Annotated in this window: 21 protein-coding genes; 11 read left to right on the forward strand and 10 right to left on the reverse strand. The window is 64.4% G+C overall.

Going from position 1 to position 21,291, the window contains the following annotated elements; genetic code table 11:
• The first annotated feature begins 5 nt into the window (after positions 1-5).
• Positions 6-1,055 carry a 4-hydroxy-2-oxovalerate aldolase gene (gene dmpG / locus ACZI8R_RS11345; protein WP_463379964.1) on the forward strand — a complete coding sequence of 350 codons (1,050 nt, stop codon included), beginning with the start codon at positions 6-8 and terminating at the stop codon, positions 1,053-1,055.
• 155 nt (positions 1,056-1,210) lie between these two features.
• On the opposite strand, the gene ACZI8R_RS11350 is transcribed toward dmpG, so the two are convergent.
• Together ACZI8R_RS11350 and ACZI8R_RS11355 are read right to left on the reverse strand one after the other, a co-directional pair.
• Positions 1,211-1,576 (reverse strand): hypothetical protein, encoded by a 366-nt coding sequence (locus ACZI8R_RS11350; RefSeq protein ID WP_463379722.1) that lies wholly within the window; start codon positions 1,574-1,576, stop codon positions 1,211-1,213.
• A gap of 2 nt (positions 1,577-1,578) precedes the next feature.
• Entirely contained in the window at positions 1,579-2,745 is a 1,167-nt protein-coding gene (locus ACZI8R_RS11355) for a 3-ketosteroid-9-alpha-monooxygenase, oxygenase component (protein WP_463379723.1), read from the reverse strand.
• 216 nt (positions 2,746-2,961) lie between these two features.
• On the opposite strand from ACZI8R_RS11355, the gene hsaA reads away from it, so the two are divergent.
• From hsaA to hsaB, 4 genes are read left to right on the forward strand one after another with little or no spacing between them, the layout of a single operon-like run.
• The gene (gene hsaA, locus ACZI8R_RS11360) at positions 2,962-4,110 is read left to right on the forward strand and encodes a 3-hydroxy-9,10-secoandrosta-1,3,5(10)-triene-9,17-dione monooxygenase oxygenase subunit (RefSeq protein WP_463379965.1); all 1,149 of its coding nucleotides are present in this window, start codon (positions 2,962-2,964) and stop codon (positions 4,108-4,110) included.
• An 8-nt stretch (positions 4,111-4,118) separates the two neighbouring features.
• Positions 4,119-5,006, forward strand: coding sequence for a 4,5:9,10-diseco-3-hydroxy-5,9,17-trioxoandrosta-1(10),2-diene-4-oate hydrolase (hsaD, locus tag ACZI8R_RS11365; protein WP_463379724.1), 888 nt, complete (start codon positions 4,119-4,121; stop codon positions 5,004-5,006).
• Positions 5,006-5,905 carry an iron-dependent extradiol dioxygenase HsaC gene (hsaC, locus tag ACZI8R_RS11370; protein ID WP_463379725.1) on the forward strand — a complete coding sequence of 300 codons (900 nt, stop codon included), beginning with the start codon at positions 5,006-5,008 and terminating at the stop codon, positions 5,903-5,905. Before hsaD ends, hsaC begins: the two co-directional genes overlap by 1 nt.
• Positions 5,905-6,480, forward strand: a complete 576-nt coding sequence (hsaB, locus tag ACZI8R_RS11375) for a 3-hydroxy-9,10-secoandrosta-1,3,5(10)-triene-9,17-dione monooxygenase reductase subunit (RefSeq protein ID WP_463379726.1) — start codon at positions 5,905-5,907, stop codon at positions 6,478-6,480. The genes hsaC and hsaB overlap by 1 nt, the downstream gene beginning before the upstream one ends.
• Before the next feature lie 4 nt (positions 6,481-6,484).
• On the opposite strand, the gene ACZI8R_RS11380 is transcribed toward hsaB, so the two are convergent.
• Both ACZI8R_RS11380 and ACZI8R_RS11385 read right to left on the reverse strand, forming a co-directional pair.
• On the reverse strand, positions 6,485-7,540 hold the full coding sequence (locus ACZI8R_RS11380) for a tartrate dehydrogenase (protein WP_463379727.1): 1,056 nt from the start codon (positions 7,538-7,540) through the stop codon (positions 6,485-6,487).
• A 14-nt stretch (positions 7,541-7,554) separates the two neighbouring features.
• Positions 7,555-9,003 carry an NAD-dependent succinate-semialdehyde dehydrogenase gene (locus tag ACZI8R_RS11385; RefSeq protein WP_463379966.1) on the reverse strand — a complete coding sequence of 483 codons (1,449 nt, stop codon included), beginning with the start codon at positions 9,001-9,003 and terminating at the stop codon, positions 7,555-7,557.
• A 97-nt stretch (positions 9,004-9,100) separates the two neighbouring features.
• Here ACZI8R_RS11385 and ACZI8R_RS11390 point away from each other — a divergent pair, with 97 nt between their 5' ends.
• Both ACZI8R_RS11390 and ACZI8R_RS11395 read left to right on the forward strand, forming a co-directional pair.
• Positions 9,101-10,342: an aspartate aminotransferase family protein gene (locus ACZI8R_RS11390; RefSeq protein ID WP_463379728.1), complete on the forward strand. Its 1,242-nt coding sequence runs from the start codon at positions 9,101-9,103 to the stop codon at positions 10,340-10,342.
• 4 nt (positions 10,343-10,346) lie between these two features.
• The gene (locus ACZI8R_RS11395; RefSeq protein ID WP_463379729.1) at positions 10,347-10,847 is read left to right on the forward strand and encodes a DUF3830 family protein; all 501 of its coding nucleotides are present in this window, start codon (positions 10,347-10,349) and stop codon (positions 10,845-10,847) included.
• 3 nt (positions 10,848-10,850) lie between these two features.
• Here the strand turns inward: ACZI8R_RS11395 and ACZI8R_RS11400 are convergent, their stop codons facing one another.
• Both ACZI8R_RS11400 and ACZI8R_RS11405 read right to left on the reverse strand, forming a co-directional pair.
• Complete coding sequence (locus ACZI8R_RS11400; protein WP_463379730.1) at positions 10,851-12,254, reverse strand: amidase; 1,404 nt, start codon at positions 12,252-12,254, stop codon at positions 10,851-10,853.
• A gap of 14 nt (positions 12,255-12,268) precedes the next feature.
• The gene (locus tag ACZI8R_RS11405) at positions 12,269-13,255 is read right to left on the reverse strand and encodes a D-2-hydroxyacid dehydrogenase (RefSeq protein WP_463379731.1); all 987 of its coding nucleotides are present in this window, start codon (positions 13,253-13,255) and stop codon (positions 12,269-12,271) included.
• Between the two features lie 76 nt (positions 13,256-13,331).
• Here ACZI8R_RS11405 and ACZI8R_RS11410 point away from each other — a divergent pair, with 76 nt between their 5' ends.
• From ACZI8R_RS11410 to ACZI8R_RS11420, 3 genes are read left to right on the forward strand one after another with little or no spacing between them, the layout of a single operon-like run.
• Entirely contained in the window at positions 13,332-14,072 is a 741-nt protein-coding gene (locus ACZI8R_RS11410; protein WP_463379732.1) for a maleate cis-trans isomerase family protein, read from the forward strand.
• Positions 14,062-14,838, forward strand: a complete 777-nt coding sequence (locus ACZI8R_RS11415; RefSeq protein ID WP_463379733.1) for a maleate cis-trans isomerase family protein — start codon at positions 14,062-14,064, stop codon at positions 14,836-14,838. The genes ACZI8R_RS11410 and ACZI8R_RS11415 overlap by 11 nt, the downstream gene beginning before the upstream one ends.
• The gene (locus ACZI8R_RS11420; RefSeq protein WP_463379734.1) at positions 14,825-15,496 is read left to right on the forward strand and encodes a GntR family transcriptional regulator; all 672 of its coding nucleotides are present in this window, start codon (positions 14,825-14,827) and stop codon (positions 15,494-15,496) included. The genes ACZI8R_RS11415 and ACZI8R_RS11420 overlap by 14 nt, the downstream gene beginning before the upstream one ends.
• A 93-nt stretch (positions 15,497-15,589) precedes the next feature.
• Here the strand turns inward: ACZI8R_RS11420 and ACZI8R_RS11425 are convergent, their stop codons facing one another.
• Positions 15,590-16,042 (reverse strand): MarR family winged helix-turn-helix transcriptional regulator, encoded by a 453-nt coding sequence (locus ACZI8R_RS11425; RefSeq protein ID WP_463379735.1) that lies wholly within the window; start codon positions 16,040-16,042, stop codon positions 15,590-15,592.
• Positions 16,043-16,182: 140 nt separating this feature from the next.
• On the opposite strand from ACZI8R_RS11425, the gene ACZI8R_RS11430 reads away from it, so the two are divergent.
• The gene (locus tag ACZI8R_RS11430) at positions 16,183-17,388 is read left to right on the forward strand and encodes an MFS transporter (protein ID WP_463379736.1); all 1,206 of its coding nucleotides are present in this window, start codon (positions 16,183-16,185) and stop codon (positions 17,386-17,388) included.
• Here ACZI8R_RS11430 and ACZI8R_RS11435 read toward each other — a convergent pair.
• The 3 genes from ACZI8R_RS11435 to ACZI8R_RS11445 all read right to left on the reverse strand — a co-directional run bounded on the left by ACZI8R_RS11435 (position 17,372) and on the right by ACZI8R_RS11445 (position 21,238).
• On the reverse strand, positions 17,372-18,331 hold the full coding sequence (locus ACZI8R_RS11435; protein WP_463379737.1) for an SMP-30/gluconolactonase/LRE family protein: 960 nt from the start codon (positions 18,329-18,331) through the stop codon (positions 17,372-17,374). The genes ACZI8R_RS11430 and ACZI8R_RS11435 overlap by 17 nt on opposite strands.
• Positions 18,332-18,408: 77 nt before the next feature.
• On the reverse strand, positions 18,409-20,472 hold the full coding sequence (locus tag ACZI8R_RS11440; protein ID WP_463379967.1) for a neutral/alkaline ceramidase: 2,064 nt from the start codon (positions 20,470-20,472) through the stop codon (positions 18,409-18,411).
• Between the two features lie 91 nt (positions 20,473-20,563).
• Entirely contained in the window at positions 20,564-21,238 is a 675-nt protein-coding gene (locus ACZI8R_RS11445) for an acetoacetate decarboxylase family protein (RefSeq protein ID WP_463379738.1), read from the reverse strand.
• Positions 21,239-21,291: the final 53 nt, after the last annotated feature.

Here is a 21,291-nt window from a genome sequence, read left to right on the forward strand (position 1 = left end):
GCGACATGGTTCATTTCGACGGAATCCACTTCGACAGCGCGTGGGACGTTCGAGTCACCGATACCTCGTTGCGTGACGGCTCGCACCACAAGCGTCACCAGTTCACCGGCGACGAGGTGCGCTCCATCGTCGGCGCTCTCGATTCCTCGGGCGTCCCCGTCATCGAGGTCACCCACGGTGACGGACTCGGCGGATCGTCGTTCAACTACGGCTTTTCGAAGACTCCCGAGCAGGAGCTCATCAAGATCGCAGTCGACACGGCGAAGAACGCGAAGATCGCGTTCCTGATGCTCCCCGGGTTGGGGACCAAGGAAGACATCGTCGAAGCCCAGGGCAACGGTGCGTCGATCTGCCGCATCGCGACCCACTGCACCGAGGCCGACGTATCGATCCAGCACTTCGGACTCGCACGCGAACGCGGACTCGAGACCGTCGGCTTCCTGATGATGGCGCACTCCACCCCGCCGGAGAAGCTGGCCAAGCAGGCCCGCATCATGGCCGACGCCGGTTGCCAGTGCGTGTACGTCGTCGACTCCGCGGGGGCGCTCGTGCTCGAAGGTGTGTCCGACCGAGTAGAAGCACTGGTGCAGGAACTCGGCAACGATGCGCAGGTCGGCTTCCACGGGCATGAGAATCTCGGCCTCGGTGTCGCGAACTCGATTGCGGCCGTGCGTGCGGGTGCACGTCAGATCGATGGCAGTACCAGACGATTCGGCGCGGGCGCCGGCAACGCACCGGTCGAAGCCTTCGTCGGAGTGTGCGACAAGATCGGCGTGAAGACCGGTATCGACTTCTTCGCGATCGCCGATGCGGCGGAGGACGTGGTGCGTCCGGCCATGCCGCAGGAGTGCCTCCTCGACCGCCAGGCCCTCATGATGGGTTACGCGGGTGTCTACTCCAGCTTCCTCAAGCACGCCGAACGTCAGGCCGAGAAGTACGGCGTCTCGTCTGCCGAACTGCTGGTGCGCGCGGGTAAGCGCAAGCTCGTCGGTGGCCAGGAAGATCAGCTGATCGACATCGCACTCGAGCTTCAGAAGGAAGCAGCCGCCAGCTGATTCCCTCCCCCCCCATTTCCGACCAATGTCACACCGGTTCAGCTCACGCGAACCGGTGTGACATTCGTTGGGAGGTGGGGTGTCGACCCCCGAAACGACCAATGTCACACCCGTTCGATCGAACTGAACGTGTGTGACATTGGTCGAGAAGGGGGTTAGGTGTCGTCGTGGTCCCGGACCTCGATGAAGCCTTCCATCACGGCATGGTTGATACTGGCCTGCAGCCGCGGGCAGCCGTCCTGTTCGGAAGTCGTACGACCCTCGGTGACGCCCTGCTGGAACGTGGGGCAGGACTTGGCCGGGTCGGACATCCACTGCACACTCGTGTGCTTCATGCTGTTCTTTCGTACCAGAACGCAGGTACCGCAGGCCCGGCATTCGACCTCGTGCAGACCCGAATCGAGGTAGTTGGCCTTGTCCTCGACCGTCTGCGCCGCGATGGCCTCGACGCGAGCCGGTTGACCCGAGAAGTCGGGCGCCTTGGCCCACTTCGAGTTTCGCGATTCGGTCGAGGCACTCATGGCTATACCTGCGCTTCCGTGTTCTCCGCGGACTCGGCGGTCGCGGCTTCCTTTTCAGCCTTCTGGCGGGCGAGGTTCTCGTCCACCTCCACCTGCCAGGCTTCGTTGGCCTTGGTGGTGTCGACCTCGAACTCGAACCGCTGCGTCATCTTGTCGTCGATATCGGCGACGTCGACGTAGAACTGGTCGTACCACCGACGAAGCTGGTAGACGGGACCGTCCTCTTCACACAGGAGCGGGTTCTCGATCTTGGTCTTGTTCTTCCAGATCGCGACGTCCTGCAGGAAGCCCTCGGCGATACCTTCGGTGAACTTGGCCGCGAGGTTGTTGGACATCTCCTCCGACACGCCCTTCGGCTTCTTCACGATGACGCCGTACTGGAGGACGAACGAGTTCTGGTCGATCGGGTAGTGGCAGTTGATCAGAACACTCTCGACCTCGTACCCGCTGTAGCTGTTCCAGAGCGGATTGATCATGTAGGACGGCCCGTAGTACGCGGCCTCCGACTTGAGGAGCGTGTCTCCGCCGTACTGGGACGCCATGCCGATGTCCGGGCGACCCTTGGTGTTGAGGTACTGCGCCGCCACCTGGCCTTCGAAGACGTTCTTGAAGTACGTCGGGAAGGCGTAGTGAATGTAGAAGAAGTGCGCCATGTCCACGACGTTGTCGATGATCTCGCGGCAGTTTGCGCCCTCGATGATCATCGAGTTCCAGGTCCACTCGGTCCACTCGTCGCTGTCGGCGCCTTCGATCTCGGGGATCGTGACGTCCGCGGGCGGCGGGTTGCCTTCCGGGTCGTTCCAGATGAACAACTGCCCGTTCTGCTCGAGCGTCGTCCAGGTGCGGGTCTTCGCCAGCGGCGGCACTCGGCGCGCGTAGGGGATACCCGTGCACTTGCCGCTCTTGCCCCAACGCCAGTCGTGGAACGGGCAGGCGATCGAGTCGCCCTTGACCGTTCCCTGTGTGAGGTCCCCACCCATGTGCCGGCAGTAGCCGTCGAGAACCACAAGTTTGCCCTCGCTGTCCGCGAACACGACCAGCTTGGTCCCGAATGCCTCGATCGAGTGGGGCTTCCCGTCCCGAAAATCCCTCAGCAGACCGAGGCAGTGCCAACCGCGCGCATAGCGGGTTCGGGTCGTGCCCACATCGATCTCGCGAATCTGCGCCATTACACCCTCACATCCCTTCGTACCGTCACTAGAACACGTTATAGAACACGGCCGAGAATTTCCATATTTCAGCAAGGTTTGCAGTGGACGTCCTGCGACGACCTGCAAATTCACCGCAGTCTCGACAGGAATGGGAACGTGTTCTAGTCTCAGAGGTAAGTGAAACATTCGAACAGACAGGAGCGTCCTGTGGGTAACCACGACAGTCACGAGGTTATGCAGCGGCTCGACGCACTACTGCCCACACTGCGCGAGCGGGCACAAGAAGCCGAGGATTTGCGCCGCATACCCGACGATTCCATCAAGGAGCTCCAGGAGACCGGATTCTTCCGTTTGCTGCAGCCGCAGCAGTGGGGTGGTTACCAGGAAGACCCGGTTCTCTTCTACTCCGCCGTGAAGAAGATCGCGAGCGCATGTGGATCGACCGGATGGGTCGCCGGCATCATCGGCGTTCACAACTGGCACCTCGCCCTGTTCGACCAGAAGGCGCAGGAAGACGTCTGGGGCGCCGACACCGACGTTCGGATCTCGTCCTCGTACGCGCCGATGGGCGCAGGTGAGGTCGTCGACGGCGGCTACAAGGTCAACGGCTCCTGGGCCTGGTCCTCGGGCTGCGACCACGGCGACTGGGTCGTCGTCGGTGGCCCGGTCATCAAGGACGGACGCCCCGTCGACTTCGGTAGCTTCCTCATTCCACGCTCGGACTACCAGATCGACGACGTGTGGAACGTCGTCGGACTGCGCGGTACGGGCAGCAACACGATCGTCGTCAAGGACGCAATCGTGCCGACGCACCGTTTCCTCAGCTTCAAGAAGATGAGCGACCTCACTGCGCCCGGCCTCGAGCAGAACACCGCGCCCGTCTACAAGATGCCGTGGGGCACCATTCACCCGACGACCATCTCGACGCCCATCGTGGGAATGGCCTACGGCGCCTACGACGCTCACGTCGAGCACCAGGGCAAGCGGGTTCGCGCCGCCTACGCGGGCGAGAAGGCCAAGGACGATCCGTTCTCGAAGGTCCGTATCGCCGAGGCGTCGAGTGACATCGATGCGGCGTGGCGTCAGCTGTCGGGAAATGTCGCCGACGAGTACGCGTATCTGCTTGCAGGCGAGGACGTTCCGTTCGAGGTTCGGCTGCGTGCGCGGCGCGATCAGGTGCGCGCGACGGGTCGTGCGGTGGCGTCGATCGACAAGCTGTTCGAAAGCTCGGGTGCGACAGCACTCGTCAACGGCACTCCGCTGCAACGATTCTGGCGTGACGCTCACGCAGGTCGCGTGCATGCCGCCAACGACCCGGAGCGCGCATACGTCCTGTACGGCACGGGAGAGTTCGGCCTCCCCATCACGGACACGATGGTCTAGGAGAACAGGTGACGACGACCGAAGAAGCTCTCACGTTCGAGTCCACCTCCAAGTTCGCGCAGGTTCGGCCCGATCTGAAGTTGCACTACCACGAGGCGGGGGTCGGCAACGACACCACGATCGTCCTGCTGCACGGCGGCGGCCCCGGGGCCTCGTCGTGGTCGAACTTCGCCAAGAACATTCCGGTGTTGGCGAAGAAGTTCCACGTCATCGCGGTCGACCAGCCCGGCTACGGTCAGTCGGACAAGCCGACCGAGCACCCGCAGTACTTCGTACACAGTGCGTCGGCGCTGAAGGATCTGCTCGACACCCTCGGGATCGAGGGTCGAGTCCATCTGCTGGGTAACTCCCTCGGCGGCGGGGCCGCTGTGCGGTTCGCCCTCGACTACCCGGAGCGGGCGGGCCGGCTCGTCCTGATGGGACCGGGTGGGCTGAGCATCAACCTGTTCGCACCGGACCCCACCGAGGGCGTCAAGAATCTCGGCAAGTTCAGCGCACCGCCCGAGGGGCCGACCAAGGAGAAGCTCGAAGCGTTCCTGCGAGTGATGGTCTACGACCAGTCGCTCATCACACCCGAGTTGGTCGAAGAGCGATTCGCGGCGGCCAGCACACCCGAGTCGCTGGCTGCGGCCAAGGCGATGGGTAAGTCGTTCTCGAGTGCGGACTTCGAGCTCGGGATGCTGTGGCGCGACGCGTACAAGCTGCGTCAGCGTGTGCTGCTCATCTGGGGCCGCGAAGACCGGGTGAATCCGCTCGACGGCGCTCTCGTGGCGTTGAAGCTCATCCCGCGCGCTCAGCTGCACGTGTTCGGTGGGTGCGGACACTGGGCTCAGCTCGAGAAGTTCGACGAGTTCAATCGGATCGCCGCCGACTTCCTTCTCGAGGGAGGTAAGTAATGGGTATTCGCTCACTCGGGTACATGCGCATCGAGGCCACGGACATGGCGGCCTGGCGCGAGTACGGGCTCAAAGTTCTGGGCATGATCGAGGGCAAGGGTTCCGATCCGGAGTCGCTGTACTTGCGTATGGACGACTTTCCGGCCCGGTTGGTGATCTTTCCGGGCGAGAAGGATCGTCTGTCGGTCTCCGGTTTCGAATGCGCGAACGCCGAAGAACTCCAGGAGATTCGGGACCGCCTGTCCGGTGCGGGTGTGCCCTTCAAGGAGGGGACGGCCGAGCAGCTCCAGGATCGCTGTGTCGCCGAGCTGATCGTGTTCGAGGACACGTCGGGAAACACCCTCGAGGTGTTCCAGGGTGCGGCACTTCAGCACCGACGGATCGTGAGCCCGTACGGGCACCGATTCGTCACTGGGGAACAAGGACTCGGACACGTCGTGCTCACGACGGACGACGACGCCGCTTCGCTGCGGTTCTACCGTGACGTGCTGGGGTTCAAGCTGCGTGATTCGATGCGCATGCCGCCTCAGATGGTGGGCCGGCCGGCCGATGGGGAGCCTGCCTGGCTGCGGTTCCTCGGATGCAACCCGCGCCACCACAGTCTCGCCTTCCTGCCGTTGCCCAATCCGACAGGCATCGTCCACCTCATGGTCGAGGTGGAGAACTCGGACGACGTGGGTCTCGCACTCGACCGTGCGCTGCGCAAGAAGGTCAAGATGTCCGCCACGTTGGGTCGGCACGTCAACGACAAGATGCTGTCCTTCTACATGAAGACTCCGGGTGGGTTCGACATCGAATTCGGCTGCGAAGGCTTGCAGGTCGAGGACGAGGACTGGATTGCGAGGGAGAGCACGGCGGTCAGTCTGTGGGGTCACGATTTCACGGTCGGGATGAAGTGATGGCCGAAGAAGCTGCCACCGCCCCCGCCATCGATTCCAAGCAGTTCCGGACGGTGCTCGGTCAGTTCTGTACGGGCGTCACCATCATCACCACGGTCGACGACGGCGAGCCGGTGGGCTTCGCCTGCCAGTCGTTCGCAGCGCTGTCTCTCGATCCACCGCTGGTGTTGTTCTGCCCCACCAAGCAGTCGCGGTCGTGGGCGAGCATCGAGCGGACCGGCAAGTTCTGTGTCAACGTGCTTGCAGAGGAACAGCAGGCCACGTGCGCACGGTTCGGCTCACGTGAACCGGACAAGTTCGCCGGGATCGACTGGACTCCTTCGCCATTGGGTTCACCCATTCTCGACGGATCGCTCGCGCACATCGATTGCACGGTGGAGTCCGTCAACGACGGTGGCGATCACTGGGTGGTGTTCGGTCGCATCTCGACGTTGGGTGAGATCAAGGAAGAGCGGCCGCTCCTGTTCTACCGCGGTCAGTACAGCGGGATAGAGCCGGACAAGACCGTCCCCGCGCCGTGGCGCGACGATCTCGAGGCCTTCCTCACCACGACCACCGAGGACACCTGGCTCTGACCACTCAGGTGGCAGCGCGCTGCGCGATCGCACTTCCGAGTTCGCTCGTCGTCGCGCTGCCACCAAGGTCCGGTGTGAGGGTGGCGCCCTTGTCCAGTACCCGGCACACAGCGTCGTCGATGGCCGCTGCGGTCTCGTGCTCGCCGAGGTGCTCGAGCATCATTGCGCCGGCAAGAATCTGAGCCACCGGGTTGGCGATACCTTTACCGGCGATGTCGGGCGCGCTGCCGTGTACCGCTTCGAACATCGAGGGCCCGGTCTTCTCCGGGTTGATGTTTCCGGAAGGTGCCAGTCCCAGACCACCGGTGACCGCCGCGGCCAGGTCCGACAGGATGTCGCCGAACAGGTTGGAACCCACGATCACGTCCAGGCGGTCGGGGTGCAGCACGATCTCTGCCGCCAACGCGTCCACGTGCATCTGCCGTGTCTCGACATCGGGATAGTCCGCGGCGATCTCGTCGAAAACTTTGTCCCAGTAGGGCATCGAATGGATCAGTCCGTTCGACTTGGTTGCGGAGCACACCTTCTTCTGCCGTTCACGCGCACGTTCGAACGCGTGGCGGATGATGCGTTCGCACCCCACGCGGGTGAAAACCGATTCCTGGAGCACGAATTCGTCGGGCTTGCCCGGATTGTGTGTGCCGCCTATCTCCGAGTACTCGCCCTCGGAGTTCTCTCGAACGATCAGCATGTCGAGATCGTCTGCGGTGCGCCCGGTGAGAGCCGATTGCGTGCCCGGGAGCAGGCGGACCGGTCGAAGGTTCACGTACAGTCCGAACGCGCGTCGCAGCGGAATCAGCAATCCCCACAGGGAGACGTGATCGGGGACCCCCGGGAACCCGACGGCACCGAGAAAGATCGCGTCGAACTCACTCAGCTGCTCGGGTCCGTCCGCGGGCATCATCGAGCCGGTACGCAGGTACCCCTCGCAGGACCAATCGAACTCGGTCCATTCGATGCGAAAGCCGCGTGCAGCGGCGTCGAGAACGCGCACAGCTTCGGTGGTGACGTCGACACCGATGCCGTCACCGGGGATCGTGGCTATTCGATATGTCTTCACGGAATCAGTGTGCGTCACAGGGCCACTCCGACGTACTTGATCTCGAGGAACTCGTCGATTCCGGTGGAGCCGCCTTCACGTCCGAGGCCCGATTCCTTGACGCCACCGAACGGTGCGGCCGGATTCGAGACGACACCCTGGTTGAGCCCCACCATTCCCGATTCGAGTGCTTCGCACACGCGGAGTCCACGGCGCAAACTCTCGGTGTAGACATAGGCGACGAGACCGAACGGGGTGTCGTTCGCGCGCTCCACCGCCTCGTCTTCGCTCTCGAACGTACTGATTGCGGCCACCGGCCCGAAGATCTCGGTATGGCACATCTCGGCGTCGTCCGGTACCCCGGTCAGTACGGTCGCCGGGTAGAAGTTGCCGGCTCGGTCGAGCGGTTCACCGCCGGTCAGGACGGTGGCGCCGCGCTCGACGGCGTCCGCAACCAGGTCGTTCGCCTTCTGGACGGCGGCCTCGTTCACGAGAGGCCCGACGACGACACCCTCCTCGGTTCCGCGGCCGACCGGTAGGGCCTTCATCCGATCGGTGAGCTTGCGGGTGAACTCTTCGGCGACTGCGGAGTGCACCAGGATGCGGTTCGCTGCCGTGCAGGCCTGCCCGATGTTGCGCATCTTGGCTGCCATTGCGCCCTCGATCGCGTCGTCGATGTTCGCGTCGTCGAATACGACGAACGGAGCGTTGCCCCCGAGTTCCATCGACGTCCGCATGACCGTCTCCGCACACAAGCCGAGTAGGTGCTTGCCGACGCCGGTGGAACCGGTGAAGGAGAGCTTGCGTGACCGCTCGTCGCGAATCATGGGGGACATGACGTCGTCCGAGCGTGACGTGGTGACCACGTTCACGACACCGTCGGGCACGCCGGCCTCCACGAGAATGTCCGCGAGCGCCAGGATCGACAGTGGCGTCTGTGCGGCCGGTTTGATGACCGAGGTGCACCCGGCGGCGAGGGCCGGGCCGATCTTCCTGGTTCCCATTGCCATGGGGAAGTTCCACGGGGTGATCAGCAGGCACGGTCCGACGGGTTGGCGGGTGACGAGAAAGCGCGAACCACCAGCGGGCGCGGTGGTGTAGCCACCTTCGATGCGAACCGCTTCCTCGGCGAACCAACGGAAGAACTCGGCAGCGTAGGCGATCTCGCCGCGGGCCTCCGCCAATGGCTTGCCCATCTCCAACGTCATGACGAGCGCGAGCCGTTCGGTGTTCTCGAGAAGCAGTCGGTGGGCGTTGGTCAGGACGGTAGCGCGTTCTCGGGGTGTCGTCGCGGCCCAGGAGGCCTGCGCTGCCGCTGCAGCGTCCAAGGCTTCTGCAGCTTCGGCGGGCGAAGCATCGGCGACGGAGCACAGCACTTTGCCGGTCGAAGGATCATGTACGGGCATGGTCTGCGCGGTGTCGCGCCACTTACCGCCGATGAAGAGCCCGGTGTGGACCGACTGGATTGCCTGATCTTCGGTGATCGCTGCGCTCATGCCTGCTCCAATTCCATTGCCAATGGGCCAGGCTCCATGTTATGCATATTGTCGACAATCTGACAATGCGTTCGGAGGTCCTATCGTGACTCGGCTGTCTCCACTTCTCGCGCAAGCAACACCCGTCACCGTCGACTACGGAGAGGGGTGTTACCTCCACGGCACCGACGGTCGCCGGTACCTCGACTTCACAGCGGGAATCGGAGTGACGAGTACGGGTCACTGCCATCCTCACGTCGTAGAGGCGGCACAGAAGCAGGTCGGCTCCCTGATCCACGGGCAGTACACGACCGTGATGCACAAACCGCTACTCGCGCTCGTCGACAAACTCGGCGAGGTGCTACCGGAGGGACTCGACTCGCTGTTCTTCGCGAACTCGGGCAGCGAGGCCGTCGAGGCGTCACTACGTCTGGCTCGGCAGGCCACCGGGCGACCGAACGTGATCGTCTTCCACGGCGGCTTTCACGGTCGTACCGTTGCCACCGCCACGATGACGACGTCGGGTACCAGGTTCTCGGCCGGCATCGCGCCGCTGATGAGTGGTGTTCACGTCGCGCCGTTCCCCAACCACTACCGGTACGGGTGGACGGAGGAGCAGGCCACGGACTTCGCGCTGCAGGAACTCGACTACATCTTTGCCACCCTCACCTCGCCGAACGAGACCGCGGCGTTCATCGTCGAGCCGGTTCTGGGAGAGGGTGGCTACGTCCCGGGCAACACCCGCTTCTTCCAAGGGCTGCGCGAGAGGGCCGACCGCCACGGGATCCTGCTGGTGATGGACGAGATCCAGACCGGCTTCGGCCGAACCGGAAAGTTCTTCGGCCACCAGCACTTCGACGTACGTCCCGACATCATCACCATTGCCAAGGGATTGGCGAGTGGCTTCCCGCTTTCCGGTATCGCGGCCTCCGAAGAGCTGATGGCCAAAGCGTGGCCGGGGTCGCAGGGCGGAACATACGGCGGCAACGCAGTCTCGTGCGCCGCGGCGGTCGCCACCCTCGAAGTCATCGAGAAAGAAGGGCTCGTGGCCAACGCGGCCGAACGTGGCACCCAATTGCTCGATGGTGCGCGGCGACTAGCCGACGACGGAATCGGCGACGTACGCGGGCTGGGACTGCTCGTCGGCAGCGAGTTCACCGCCTCGGATGGCACCGCAGATCGCCCGAGGGCTACAGCGGCGCAACAGCTTGCAGCGAAGAAGGGGCTGCTGATGTTGACGTGCGGAGCGCACATGAACGTAGTGCGCATGATCCCGCCGCTCATCGTGACCGAGCAGCAGGTGGACGACGCGCTGGGAATCTGGGCCGAAGTCATGCAGGAGGTGTGACAGGTTGGCGCGCTACATCACCATCACGCTCGAGCGTCGCGGCGTGACGTGCCGAGCGCGCCTGTTGGACGATGAGGCGCCGCTCACCTGCGATGCGGTGTGGGACGCGCTGCCGCAGGGCGGCGGCGCATTTCACGCCAAGTACGCGCGGAACGAGGTCTACACCCTCGTACCGAGGATCTCGGCTGCACCGCATCGTGAGAACCCCACGGTCACGCCGATACCCGGTGACGTGTGTCTTTTCGACTTCGAGCCGTGGGAGATCGGAAACTCGGCGTACGGATACGATCCGGGGTCGGAGGCGCACGCCGCGCAGGGCGCGACGGACCTCGCACTCTTCTACGGCCGCAACAACTTGCTGTTGAACGGCGACGTCGGTTGGGTTCCGGGCAACGTCTTCGGCGCCATCGAAGAAGGCCTGCCGGAATTGGCCGCTGCGTGCAACGACCTCTGGCTGCGGGGCGTGGAGGGCGAGACGCTGATGTTCGCGCGAGAGCGCGTCTGACCGTCAGGCCAGGGCGTACTCGGCGAAGCGGGCGACGGCGAGAACCAAGTCGTCCGAGTGGCGGGGGCCGACGATCTGCAGTCCCACCGGCAGTCCTGCCTCGGTCCTGCCCACCGGAATGCTGATTGCCGGCTGCTGAGTCATGTTGAACGGGTAGGTGAACGGCGTCCACTGCGGCCAACTGGTGAAGTCACTGCCGGGGGGAACGTCGTGTCCGGCCTCGAAGGCGGGAATCGGCATCGTCGGCGTGAGCAGCAGGTTGTGCTCCAGGTGGAAGTTGCCCATCGTGATACCGATTTCCGCGGCGACTGCCCGGGCATCGAGGTACTCGACGGCCGTGTAGGTCTCGCCGCGGTCCCAGACCAGGCCAAGGCCGGGGTCCGCCTTGTCGCGCGCGCCCTCGGGGAACTTGCGCAGCATCGCAGCGGCGCCTGCTGCCCACAGCAATTCGAACGCATCGATCGGATCGGTGAATCCGGGGTCGACTTCACCCACGTCCAGTCCGGCCGAAGCGAGGTCGCGAACCGCGCGGTCGACGATGGCGCGGACCTCGGGATCGACGTCTACGTAGCCGAGTGTGGGGGAGTAGGCGACGTGCAGGCCCACCACGTCACGGCCGATCTCGCCGCGAAACGTCGAGCGCGGCGGCGCGAGTGCGGTGGGATCGCGCGGGTCCGGAAGGGAGAGGATGTCCATCAGCAGAGCTGCGTCCTCGACTGTTCGAGTGAGCGGACCTGCGTGCGCAAGGGGGCCGAAGGGGCTGGCGGGGTACAGCGGGATGCGGCCATGGGTCGGCTTGAAACCGACTATCCCGCAGAAGGATGCGGGGATGCGCACGCTGCCACCGCCGTCGGTTCCCACCGACACCGGGCCGAACCCTGCGGCCACGGCGGCCGCGCCTCCTCCGGAAGAGCCGCCGGCCGTCTTCGACGTGTCGACCGGATTGCGCGTGATTCCGCACAGCGGGCTGTCGGTCACGGCCTTCCACGCGATCTCGGGGGTAGTGGTCTTTCCCACGAAGACCATCCCGTCCTCGCGTAGGCGGGCGGCCACGGGGCTGTCGACCGCCCACGGCTGGTTCGCGTCCACGGCTTGCGAGCCGCGCAAGGTCGGCCATCCGTCGGTGAGGAAGATGTCCTTGATCGACATCGGAACCCCGTCGAGCAACCCCTTCGAGTATCCGGTTCGCCAGCGCTCCTCGGAACTGCGGGCCTGCTCGAGTGCGCGGTCGGCGTCGACCAGGCAGAAGGAATTGATGTCGCGGTCACCGGTGTCGATGGCATCGAGGATCGAGCGGGTGGCCTCGACCGGTGAAAGGGTGCCTGACGTGTACGCGGCCACCAGTTCGACAGCGGTCATCTCGGTTGGATTCGTGGCTTCGGTGCGCGACGAAGTGCTGGGATCCATGACCACTCCTTAGCTCAGCTCGGTACGTACCCGAGATTCTTGTCGACGATGTTCTCGAGCGGGCGGTCTTCGGTCCAGCGCTCGAAGTTGTCGGCGAAAATGGTGACGAGCGCGTCACGCCACCCGACGAAATCGCCGGAATTGTGTGGGGTCACCGAAACATTGGGCATCCCCCAGAGCGGGTGTCCGGGTGCGAGAGGCTCGTTCTCCAGTACGTCGAGGGCAGCCCCGGCGATCGCGCCCTTCTCGAGCGCGGCGACGAGGGCGTCGGTATCGACGAGTTCGCCGCGGCCGACATTGACGAAGCGGGCGCTCGGCTTCATCGCGGCGAAGGCGTCGTGGTCGAAAATGTGCCGGGTCTGTTCTGTGAGTGGCGCGACCGCGATGACGTAGTCGGCTGTCCCGAGCTGGGTCGGGAGTTCTTCTGTGGTGGTGACGGTTCCGAAGTCCGGATCGTCGGCTCGTGCGCGTCGGCCCGAGCCTCGGACCTCCATTCCGACCGCGGTGAGCAACCTTGCGATCGCCCGTCCGATGGGGCCGGTGCCGACGACGAGTGCGGACTTGCCTGCGATGCGTTCGGATTCGCGGTGTTTCCAGGTTTCGTTCTGCTGGAGGCGAAGCGACCCCGGGAAGTCCTTGGCGAACGAGAGGATCTGGCCGAGCACGTACTCGGCGATTGCGCCGTCGAAGACACCCCTCGAATTGGTGACCGTGACGTCGCTCGCCCGCATTTCCGGGAACATCACCGGGTCGACACCGGCCGCGGCGATGTGAAGCCACTGCAAGGAATCCGCTGCGTGCCACGCCTGCGGGACCGCGTCGCTCAGGAATTCGTAGAGAAACAGAGCGTCTGCGCCGTCCAGGGCGTCGGCCAGCCCGTCGCGGGTGGTGTAGCGAATGTCAGCTCGCGCAGCAACGGGCGCCATCAACTCCTGGCTCGGCAGGGTGTCGGCCGAGGGGCCTTCTGCATGCAGCACCGCGATGATCGGTTTCCGAGTCACGTTGACACCGTACGAGCGGGTCGTATGATTGTCAACAATCTGCAAGGGCGGCGCGGCCGGGAAGGTGAGGTCCGTATTGGAACTGAATTCTCCCGAATTCGAGGGCCCGCTGGCTCAGCGCGGAATCGGCATCATCGCACCGTTCGACCTCGCGCTCGAGCGCGAACTGTGGCGGTGGACGCCTCTGGAGGTGAGCTTGCACTTGGCACGCACGCCGTACGAGCCGGTACCGGTCAGCCTCGAGATGGCGGAGCGGGTGTCAGACCGTGCTCACCTCATGGCAGCCACGCGTGATGTGAAGCAGGTCGAGCCGGAAGTGGTTGCCTACCTGTGCTCTTCCGGAAGCTTCATCGGCGGGCTCGCATACGAGCAGTCGCTGTGCGAAGCGATTCGAGAGGCAGGAGCGCCCGACGCGGTCACCACCTCCGGCGCACTCGTCGAGGCAATCGAGAGTCTCGGTCTCACCAGGCTTTCGGTGATCACCCCGTACGACATGCCGCTGACCGAGCGGCTGCACGACTTCCTGGAGGAGGCCGGCGTCGAGGTGGTTCGGTCCAGCCACCTCGGGCTCGGCGGCGGCATCTGGAAGGTCAACTACCGAACCATCGCCGAACGAATCATGGCGGCCGACGACACGCACTCCGAAGCGATCTTCGTCAGCTGTACCAACCTGCCCACCTACGACCTGATTGCGCCGCTCGAGCGTGAACTCGGAAAGCCGGTCCTGACGGCGAACCAGCTCACGATCTGGGCGTGCCTCGGCCGGATGGACCTGCCGATGACCGGCCCCGGAGATTGGCTTCGCAATGTGTTCTGATCAGACATCGCCCTCCTGCACAGTGGGATTCATCTACCCCGATCACGCCGCCGAGGACGACTACTCCTACGCGGCGAAGATTCTGGGTGTGCGACTGCCCGTCGTGCACGTCTACGGCACCGACCTGCACGCCGTTCCGCAACTGCTCGATCTCGGCAGTCCAGCTCGGCTCGCAGCCGGCGCCGTCGAACTGGCGAAGACCAACCCGGATGCGGTGATCTGGGCTTGCACGTCCGGGAGCTTCGTCTTCGGCCCGGAGGGTGCGCGCGAACAGGTCGACAATCTTGCTGCGGTGACGGAAGTTCCCACGTCGAGCACGAGTTTCGCCTTCGTGAGCGCGCTGCGTATCTTGGGGATCACGCGGGTGTCCGTCGCGGCAAGCTATCCGGACGACGTGGCCCGGCTGTTCGTGGAGTTCCTCGCCGCCGCCGGCATCGAGGTGCTCTCCATGTCCTCGGCGGGGATCGACACCGCCGCAGAGGTCGGACGCATGACCCCCGCGCAGGTGGCGGCGTTGGCGACCTCCAACGACCATCCCGAAGCCCAGGCAGTGCTGGTGCCGGATACGGCGATGAGGACGCTCGCGTCGCTGAGTAGTCTCGAGCGGCGCCTCGGCAAGCCCGTACTCACCGCCAACCAGGTGACCGTGTGGGAAGGCCTACGGCTGGCCGGGCACCTGACGGTGGAACCGTCTCTCGGAGTGCTGTTCGGGGAAGAAGCATATGCAGTTGTCGCCGAGAGAGGACATGAACATGGCACTGACTGATCTGGAACCGGTCAGTCGGCAATCGACGGCCGAGCTCATCGCGGATCGACTGCGAGACGCGATCATGCGCGGGTCGTTGGAGCCGGGCGAGCAGCTGGGCGAAGCCGACCTGGCCGCGCACTTCCAGGTGTCCCGTGGTCCGCTGCGCGAGGCCATGCAGCGACTGGTGTCCGAGGGGCTGCTGCACAGCATCCGCAACCGGGGCATCTTCGTCACCGAACTGACCCTGGACGATGTGGTGGACGTGTATCACAGCAGACGAGTCATCGAAGGTGGAGCGCTCGCGCTGATTCTCGACAGTACGCGCGAGGAGGCTTACGAGGCTCTCGGCTCGTCGGTCACTGTCATGCACGCTGCCGCCGAGCGCGGCGATGCGGCAGCGGTGTCCGATGCGGACCAGTTGTTCCATCAGGTGCTCGTCGAAAGCGCGAAGAGTCCGCGTCTCGTTCGAGCGGCGCGAACCCTGCTGATCGAAACCCGAATGTGTATGGGCGCACTGCAGACCACGTACGACGACATCCGCGACCAGGCACACGAGCACGAGGTCCTTCGCGACGCGATCAGATCGGCCTCGGATGAGGAGGCCGCGAGGCTGCTGGCCGAGCACCTCGACGATGCGGTCGAAAGGTTGCGCGGGAAGCAGTCGCTGCAAGCCTGAATGCGCAATTCGGGCCGAGTGCACACAAATCGCTCTCGGAGGCGGGATTCCGCCCGCTGGGCCGGTTCGTGTGCAGTTGTGCGGGTCGGCTCCCTATTTCGTGAGCGCCGGCAGATCGTGCAGAGCCCGGACCAGATGTGAAAGCTCGGGGAGGTCCTCGGCGTGGGCGAGTGCCGACTCGAGAGTGGCATCGTGAGTCGGGCGAGCGGCATCCAACGCGGCGCGCCCGCCCGGGGTGAGTTCCGTGTAGATCCCACGACGATCGTCGTCGCACAGGATGCGTTGTAGAAGCTCTCGCTTCTCCAGGCGGTTGACGAGTCTGGTGGTGGCACTGCTGCTCAAGGCGGCGGCTCGGGCGAGCTGCGACATGCGCATGTGCCACCCGTCCTGGCGTCCCAGCGCGTCGAGGACCGTGTACTCCACGACCGAGAGGTCGTGCTCCTTCTGGAGAGCTCGTTCGAGCTCGGTCTCGAGCAGTCCGTGCAGGGCCGCCAGTGTGCGCCAACCCTGTGATCGGACCTCGACGGCGTCATCGGCGATTCCCACTGCGACCTCCTGATCTGTGTGACATCGAGAATACCAGCTTGCGCATATAGAGCGCGCGTGCAACCATTTATGACGCGCCTGCAACTATTGCATACGCCGCATGTGCGCAGATTCAGGTTTCTATGAAAGGAGTGGCTCCAATGCCACTGGGACTACTCGCCCTTGCCATGGGCGGTTTCGGGATCGGACTCACCGAGTTCGTCATCATGGGCCTGCTGCCCGAGGTCGCGGCAGACTTCGAGGTGACCGAGTCGGTCGCCGGTTATCTCATCTCCGGTTACGCGCTGTCGGTGGCGGTCGGCGCGATTGCGATCACTGCTGCGGTGACCGGATTCGACCGCAAGCGTGTCCTCGAAGGACTGATGGTGCTCTTCATCGGCGGAAACCTGCTCTCCGCGCTCGCGCCCACGTACGAGCTCATGATGGCCGGTCGCGTGCTCGCGGCGCTGTGCCACGGCGCGTTCTTCGGAATCGGCGCGGTTCTCGCCGCAGATCTGGTGTCCGCGGAAAAGAAGGCGGGCGCGATCGCCACCATGTTCGCCGGCCTCACCATCGCGAACGTTCTCGGTGTTCCGTTCGGAACCTTCCTCGGCCAGCAGTTCGGATGGCGGTCGACCTTCTGGGCCATCACGGTGATCGGAATTGTCGCTCTGATCGGTATCGCAGCGCTCGTACCGTCGGTGCCGAGAAACGAAACGGGCGAATCCCGCGGTCTTCGTGGCGAACTCGGTGCATTCCGGTCACCGCAGGTGTGGTTCTCGATCGTCGTGACCATCCTCGGTTTCGGCGGCATGTTCGGAGCTTTCACCTACATTGCGTTCACCTTGACCGAGGTCGGTGGATTCGCCTCCAGCAGCGTCCCGTGGTTGTTGGTCCTGTTCGGAAGCGGCCTGTTCGTCGGTAACTACCTCGGCGGTCGCGCGGCGGACAAGGCGCTCGAGCGCACTCTCCTGACGATCCTTGCCGTGCTCTCGGTCGTCCTGGTCGTGTTCGCGTTGACGGCGGGGAGCAAACCGATGACTCTCGTTGCGCTGTTCCTGATGGGTGCCTTCGGATTTGCGACTGTGCCGGGCCTACAAATGCGAATCATGAACCACGCCTCGAGTGCCCCGACCATGGCGTCCGGAGCGAACATCGCTGCCTTCAACGTCGGAAACGCGTTCGGCGCCTGGCTGGGCGGCATCACGATCGCCGCGGGCCTAGGATTCACCTCGCCGATCTGGATGGGCGCGGGCCTGACCGTCCTGGCTCTACTGGTTCTCGGCGTCGCGACGGTGACCGAGCGCCGCACCAGTGCTGGTCACCAAGATGTGCCGGAGATGGCGGAACTCAGCCGATCGGTGTGAGATCGACCCCGGGCGGCGGATTGAAGCGCCGAAGCGCGCCGTCGAATGCGGTGACGTACAGCGCCCAGCCGTCGCCGTCCGGGGCGATGCGAACGGACGTCGGCCCGTCCGGCGGAATCCGGACCGGGCCGGAAGGTTTGGTCAATCCGGTCACGATGGTGCAGGACTCGCCCGTCTCGGGATCGATCTGGTACACGGCGCCCGCTAGATGATCGGCTGCGTACAGCGTTCCGTCGGCGGCCGTCTCCATGTCGTCGGGAAGCGCAATCAGATTCGGTATTCCCACCGCGGTGCTCGCACTGTTGGGGGAATCGAGTGGGACGCGCAGAATCTGGGAAGTCACGTCACCGGTGTAGAACGCGGTGCGGTCCGGTGTGAGGGCCATTCCGTTCGATCGAGGAATTGTCGACCAGGAGCGATCGAGGGTGTCGGTCGTCGGGCTGTACCGTGCAATTCCGGTCGGGGGTCCGAGTATGTCGATACGAGAGATCAAGAGGTCGCCGTCCGGCAGCAACAGCAGGCCGTTCGGTCCGTACAGGTCGTCGGCAATCGTTGTCACCGCACCGGTTTCGGTGTCGAGTCGTTGCAAGGTCCCGTCGGCCACCGTGCGCATGGGGTCGTCGCCCGTGACGAAGTAAAGGTCCGTACCCGAGAGCCGGAGCCCTGCCGGCTTGTCCAGTCCGGTGAGTACCGTCTCGACGTTGTTCGCCGAATCCACGTGGTACAGGATTCCGTTGTCGGCGCCGCTGACGTAGAAGCCACCCTTCCGGTCCGGCTCCAGGTTCTCGAGCCAACCCAAACCGGACGCCATTGTTTCCGATTGCCAGCCGGCGGCACAGGATGGCGCCGATGCGTCGGCTTCCGACGGCAGACCGAGGCCCGAGGTTGCAGTGGCAGCAACAACGGCGGCGATCCAAGTGAACTTCGTCTGGACGGGCATCATGGCCCCCTACTCGAAGGAATTCAACGGTACGAAAGTACACCGACTCGGTGCGAGAGCGGTGAACAGCGCACAGCGAGTCAGGAGACCGTGACCTCGCCCGACGTGCCGGTGAACGACGAGATCGCACCCGCGCGGTCCTTTGCGGCGGCGAAGTGCTGGATTCGGTAGGTGCCGGCCGGAGTTCCCTCCGGCACATCCCAGGTGATTCGGGCAGTGGACTGATTCGGTTCCGTTCGCTTCCAATGGAACTTGGTCGACCAGTCGCTGTCGTCGGCGTGCCGGACCCAGTCTTTGCCCTCGCGACGCTGGATCTCGAGGTATGTGCTTCGGCGACGAAGGTCGTTCTTGGGATGCCCGGTGACGAACTCGACCACGACCTGGTTGCCCACGGAAGCCGTGGCGGCAGGCTGGATCAGCACATCCCCGAACTGTCTTCCGGCGGCGGGCACATCGAGGTCGACGCCGGGGTTGAATGCGGGCTGAAGACGCGAGTTGTCGACGGGTGCGGGGCCGCGTTCGCCGGTACTTCCGGCCTTCAATGTTGCGGCCAACCGGGCGAACCCCTGCTGATATGCCGGAAGTGTGTAGCGCCCGAACATCGTCGATCCGCCCTCGTACTGCTGAGAGTCGTACTCCTGCGGGGTGGTGCAGTAGCTCGAGTACGAGTTGGCGTAGCCCTGAAATATGACGTTCTCGAGGGGGACGCCGAGTTCGGCAGCCACGGTTCGGCGAATGCGGAGACCCGACACGATGGTGAACTCGGCGGGGCCGCCGACCACGTAGAACTGCCCGATCTTCAGGATCTGAATCTTCAGAATATTCGGAATCCAGGTGCCGGCCGGGGGCACCAATCCGACGGCGATCAGAACGAGTTTGGGCGCCTGCGCATCACGCAGCCACTTCGGGATGGGCGCGTCCATTCCACCGAGTGCATCGATGACCGGATTGGTGGTGCCTTCCGGGAAGACGGGGATGGCCGGGCCGTCCTCGGTGCTACCTGCACTCATGGCGGCGCCGACGCAGGCCGGTGAGGTCCGCGCGGGCACGCCGTCGGGGGTGTACTTGCCGTCGACGGTCTGGGCGGCCATGTCGAGGTACATCACTCGCGCGTCGACGGACCCGGTCACGTCTTCCGATGCGGCGGACCAAGCTTCGCGGGCGGCGTGGACCTGGCGTTGGCCGATGATGCGCGCGTTCTCGAACTCGTCGTCGGTGGGGCCGTGGCCGGGTTCCAGGTCGAGGTTGGGCGACATGTCGCCGGAGTTGGTCTGGGGGAAGGCGGCGACGAATGTGGGCTTACCGTCGGCCAGGTAGTCGACACCTTCTTGCCCGCGCTCCCAGAAGTACGCGGCTGCACCCTTGTTGTCACCCGAGACGAGGTGGTTTTCGTTGGTGAGCGATGCGCAGTGCGTGGCAAACCAGTTGATGGCGCCGACATCCTTGCCGCCCTGCTTGATTCGCATCGATCGCATGGACGTGTCGATACCGAGCGGGTAGTAGTTCTTGTCCTCGTCCGGGTTGCGGTCGAATGCGACGCGCGATCGGTTGACGCTGGCGTCGGAAAGTTCACTGCGTCCGTATCCGAGCGAGCCGGGGGCGAGATCCTCGTGCGCTGCGCTGATCGCCTCGACGATTCCGTCGACTTCGGCGTCGTACACCAGCTTCTCGAATCCGAGGACCGCGAGGTTGTAGGCGTAGTTGTGGGAAGCGCCGCCACAGGCTGCGTGGGAGTGGATCGCAGTCAACATGACGTTGCGTTCGGTGTAGAGGTCGCCGTACTGCTGTGCGAGGCGGGCGATCACTCCGTCGTGCACGGACTGGAAGATCATGCAGTTGTCGACCACCGCGTAGACGACCCGTGACTCACCCTCCGCGAAGACGAAAGCGCGGGCGCGCATTCGCTGATGCAGGCCTTCGGTGCGTTGCTCGAAGCTCGAGTAGCCCATCATGCCGACCTCGGCGACGGGGCCGGTGATGTCGGAGATGCCGACGCCCACCTGCAACCCTGTCGAACTCGGGCTCGTCTTCTTCGGATCGACTGCCAGTGCTGGGTCGGCGTGCGAGGTTCCGCCTGTAATTGCAGCCAGTGCTGGGGCTGCTGCTACTCCGGCCAGCATGCTTCGACGATTGATCCGCGCCATGAACGTCCCTCCGGTGCGCCTCGGGCGCAGGTCACTCTTGGTCAAGTGTCCAGCAGTGTAGCGGTGAAACCGGAAATCGGTGTAGTCCCGATCACAGATCTTTCGCGTCGCCGAAAGACATGGCGATGTTGCGCACCGACGTGGTGAACAGAGCACGACTCGGAAGTTGTAGCGAACGTAGCTCTTCGGCGAATGCATGGTTACCCAGTGACAGCGTTGCGCCGCCCGGCCGCATCCGCACTCCCGTCGGATTCATGTCCCACGGCGTGCGGCGCGTGACTCCGTCGAGGTGGGAGTAGGCCACCGCTTCGGTCCGCCGGCCGGGAACCGAGACCCCAGGCTTCACTGCGAGATCGACGACCTGACGGGCTTCGGCGGCGAGCGATGCACGTTTGGTTCGGGAAGTGTGGTCCGTATCGAACGTGGCCAGCGTCTTCGGAAATCCCCAGATGCCTCTTCCTGCGGCCAGTGTGAAATCACCGTCTACCGGAAGGCGGTGGATGAACGCGCCCCGCGCAGAATGCTCCCGCACCAGGAAGACGACACCGAACTCCTCGTACCGACCGAGGTCACCGTCGATGTAGTCGACGAAGACGAGCGTGCAGAGTCCGCGACCCTTGCGATGCTCCAGAATCCGCAGGCCCGAGTAGTCGATCGTCGACTGCGCGCGATCGGACGGCACCGTGAACGCAGCCATGAAGGCCGAGGCCCTCCGCACCTGAACCGGAGTGTTCACGGTCCGTCCGAGAACCTGGTGTGCGGTCATGTCGGCTCCTGCGAATTCGATCGGTTAGCGTCCTGTTCGTAGGAACTGGTTCT

The sequence above is a fragment of the Rhodococcus huquni genome (genome assembly GCF_055231055.1).

Coding starts and splice junctions, on each gene's coding strand:
- dmpG (WP_463379964.1), top strand. CDS start 6: ATGGTTCATTTCGACGGAATCCACTTCGACAGCGCGTGGGACGTTCGA.
- ACZI8R_RS11350 (WP_463379722.1), bottom strand. CDS start 1,576: ATGAGTGCCTCGACCGAATCGCGAAACTCGAAGTGGGCCAAGGCGCCC.
- ACZI8R_RS11355 (WP_463379723.1), bottom strand. CDS start 2,745: ATGGCGCAGATTCGCGAGATCGATGTGGGCACGACCCGAACCCGCTAT.
- hsaA (WP_463379965.1), top strand. CDS start 2,962: ATGCAGCGGCTCGACGCACTACTGCCCACACTGCGCGAGCGGGCACAA.
- hsaC (WP_463379725.1), top strand. CDS start 5,006: ATGGGTATTCGCTCACTCGGGTACATGCGCATCGAGGCCACGGACATG.
- hsaB (WP_463379726.1), top strand. CDS start 5,905: ATGGCCGAAGAAGCTGCCACCGCCCCCGCCATCGATTCCAAGCAGTTC.
- ACZI8R_RS11400 (WP_463379730.1), bottom strand. CDS start 12,254: ATGGATCCCAGCACTTCGTCGCGCACCGAAGCCACGAATCCAACCGAG.
- ACZI8R_RS11415 (WP_463379733.1), top strand. CDS start 14,062: ATGTGTTCTGATCAGACATCGCCCTCCTGCACAGTGGGATTCATCTAC.
- ACZI8R_RS11420 (WP_463379734.1), top strand. CDS start 14,825: ATGGCACTGACTGATCTGGAACCGGTCAGTCGGCAATCGACGGCCGAG.
- ACZI8R_RS11430 (WP_463379736.1), top strand. CDS start 16,183: ATGCCACTGGGACTACTCGCCCTTGCCATGGGCGGTTTCGGGATCGGA.
- ACZI8R_RS11435 (WP_463379737.1), bottom strand. CDS start 18,331: ATGATGCCCGTCCAGACGAAGTTCACTTGGATCGCCGCCGTTGTTGCT.
- ACZI8R_RS11440 (WP_463379967.1), bottom strand. CDS start 20,472: ATGGCGCGGATCAATCGTCGAAGCATGCTGGCCGGAGTAGCAGCAGCC.
- ACZI8R_RS11445 (WP_463379738.1), bottom strand. CDS start 21,238: ATGACCGCACACCAGGTTCTCGGACGGACCGTGAACACTCCGGTTCAG.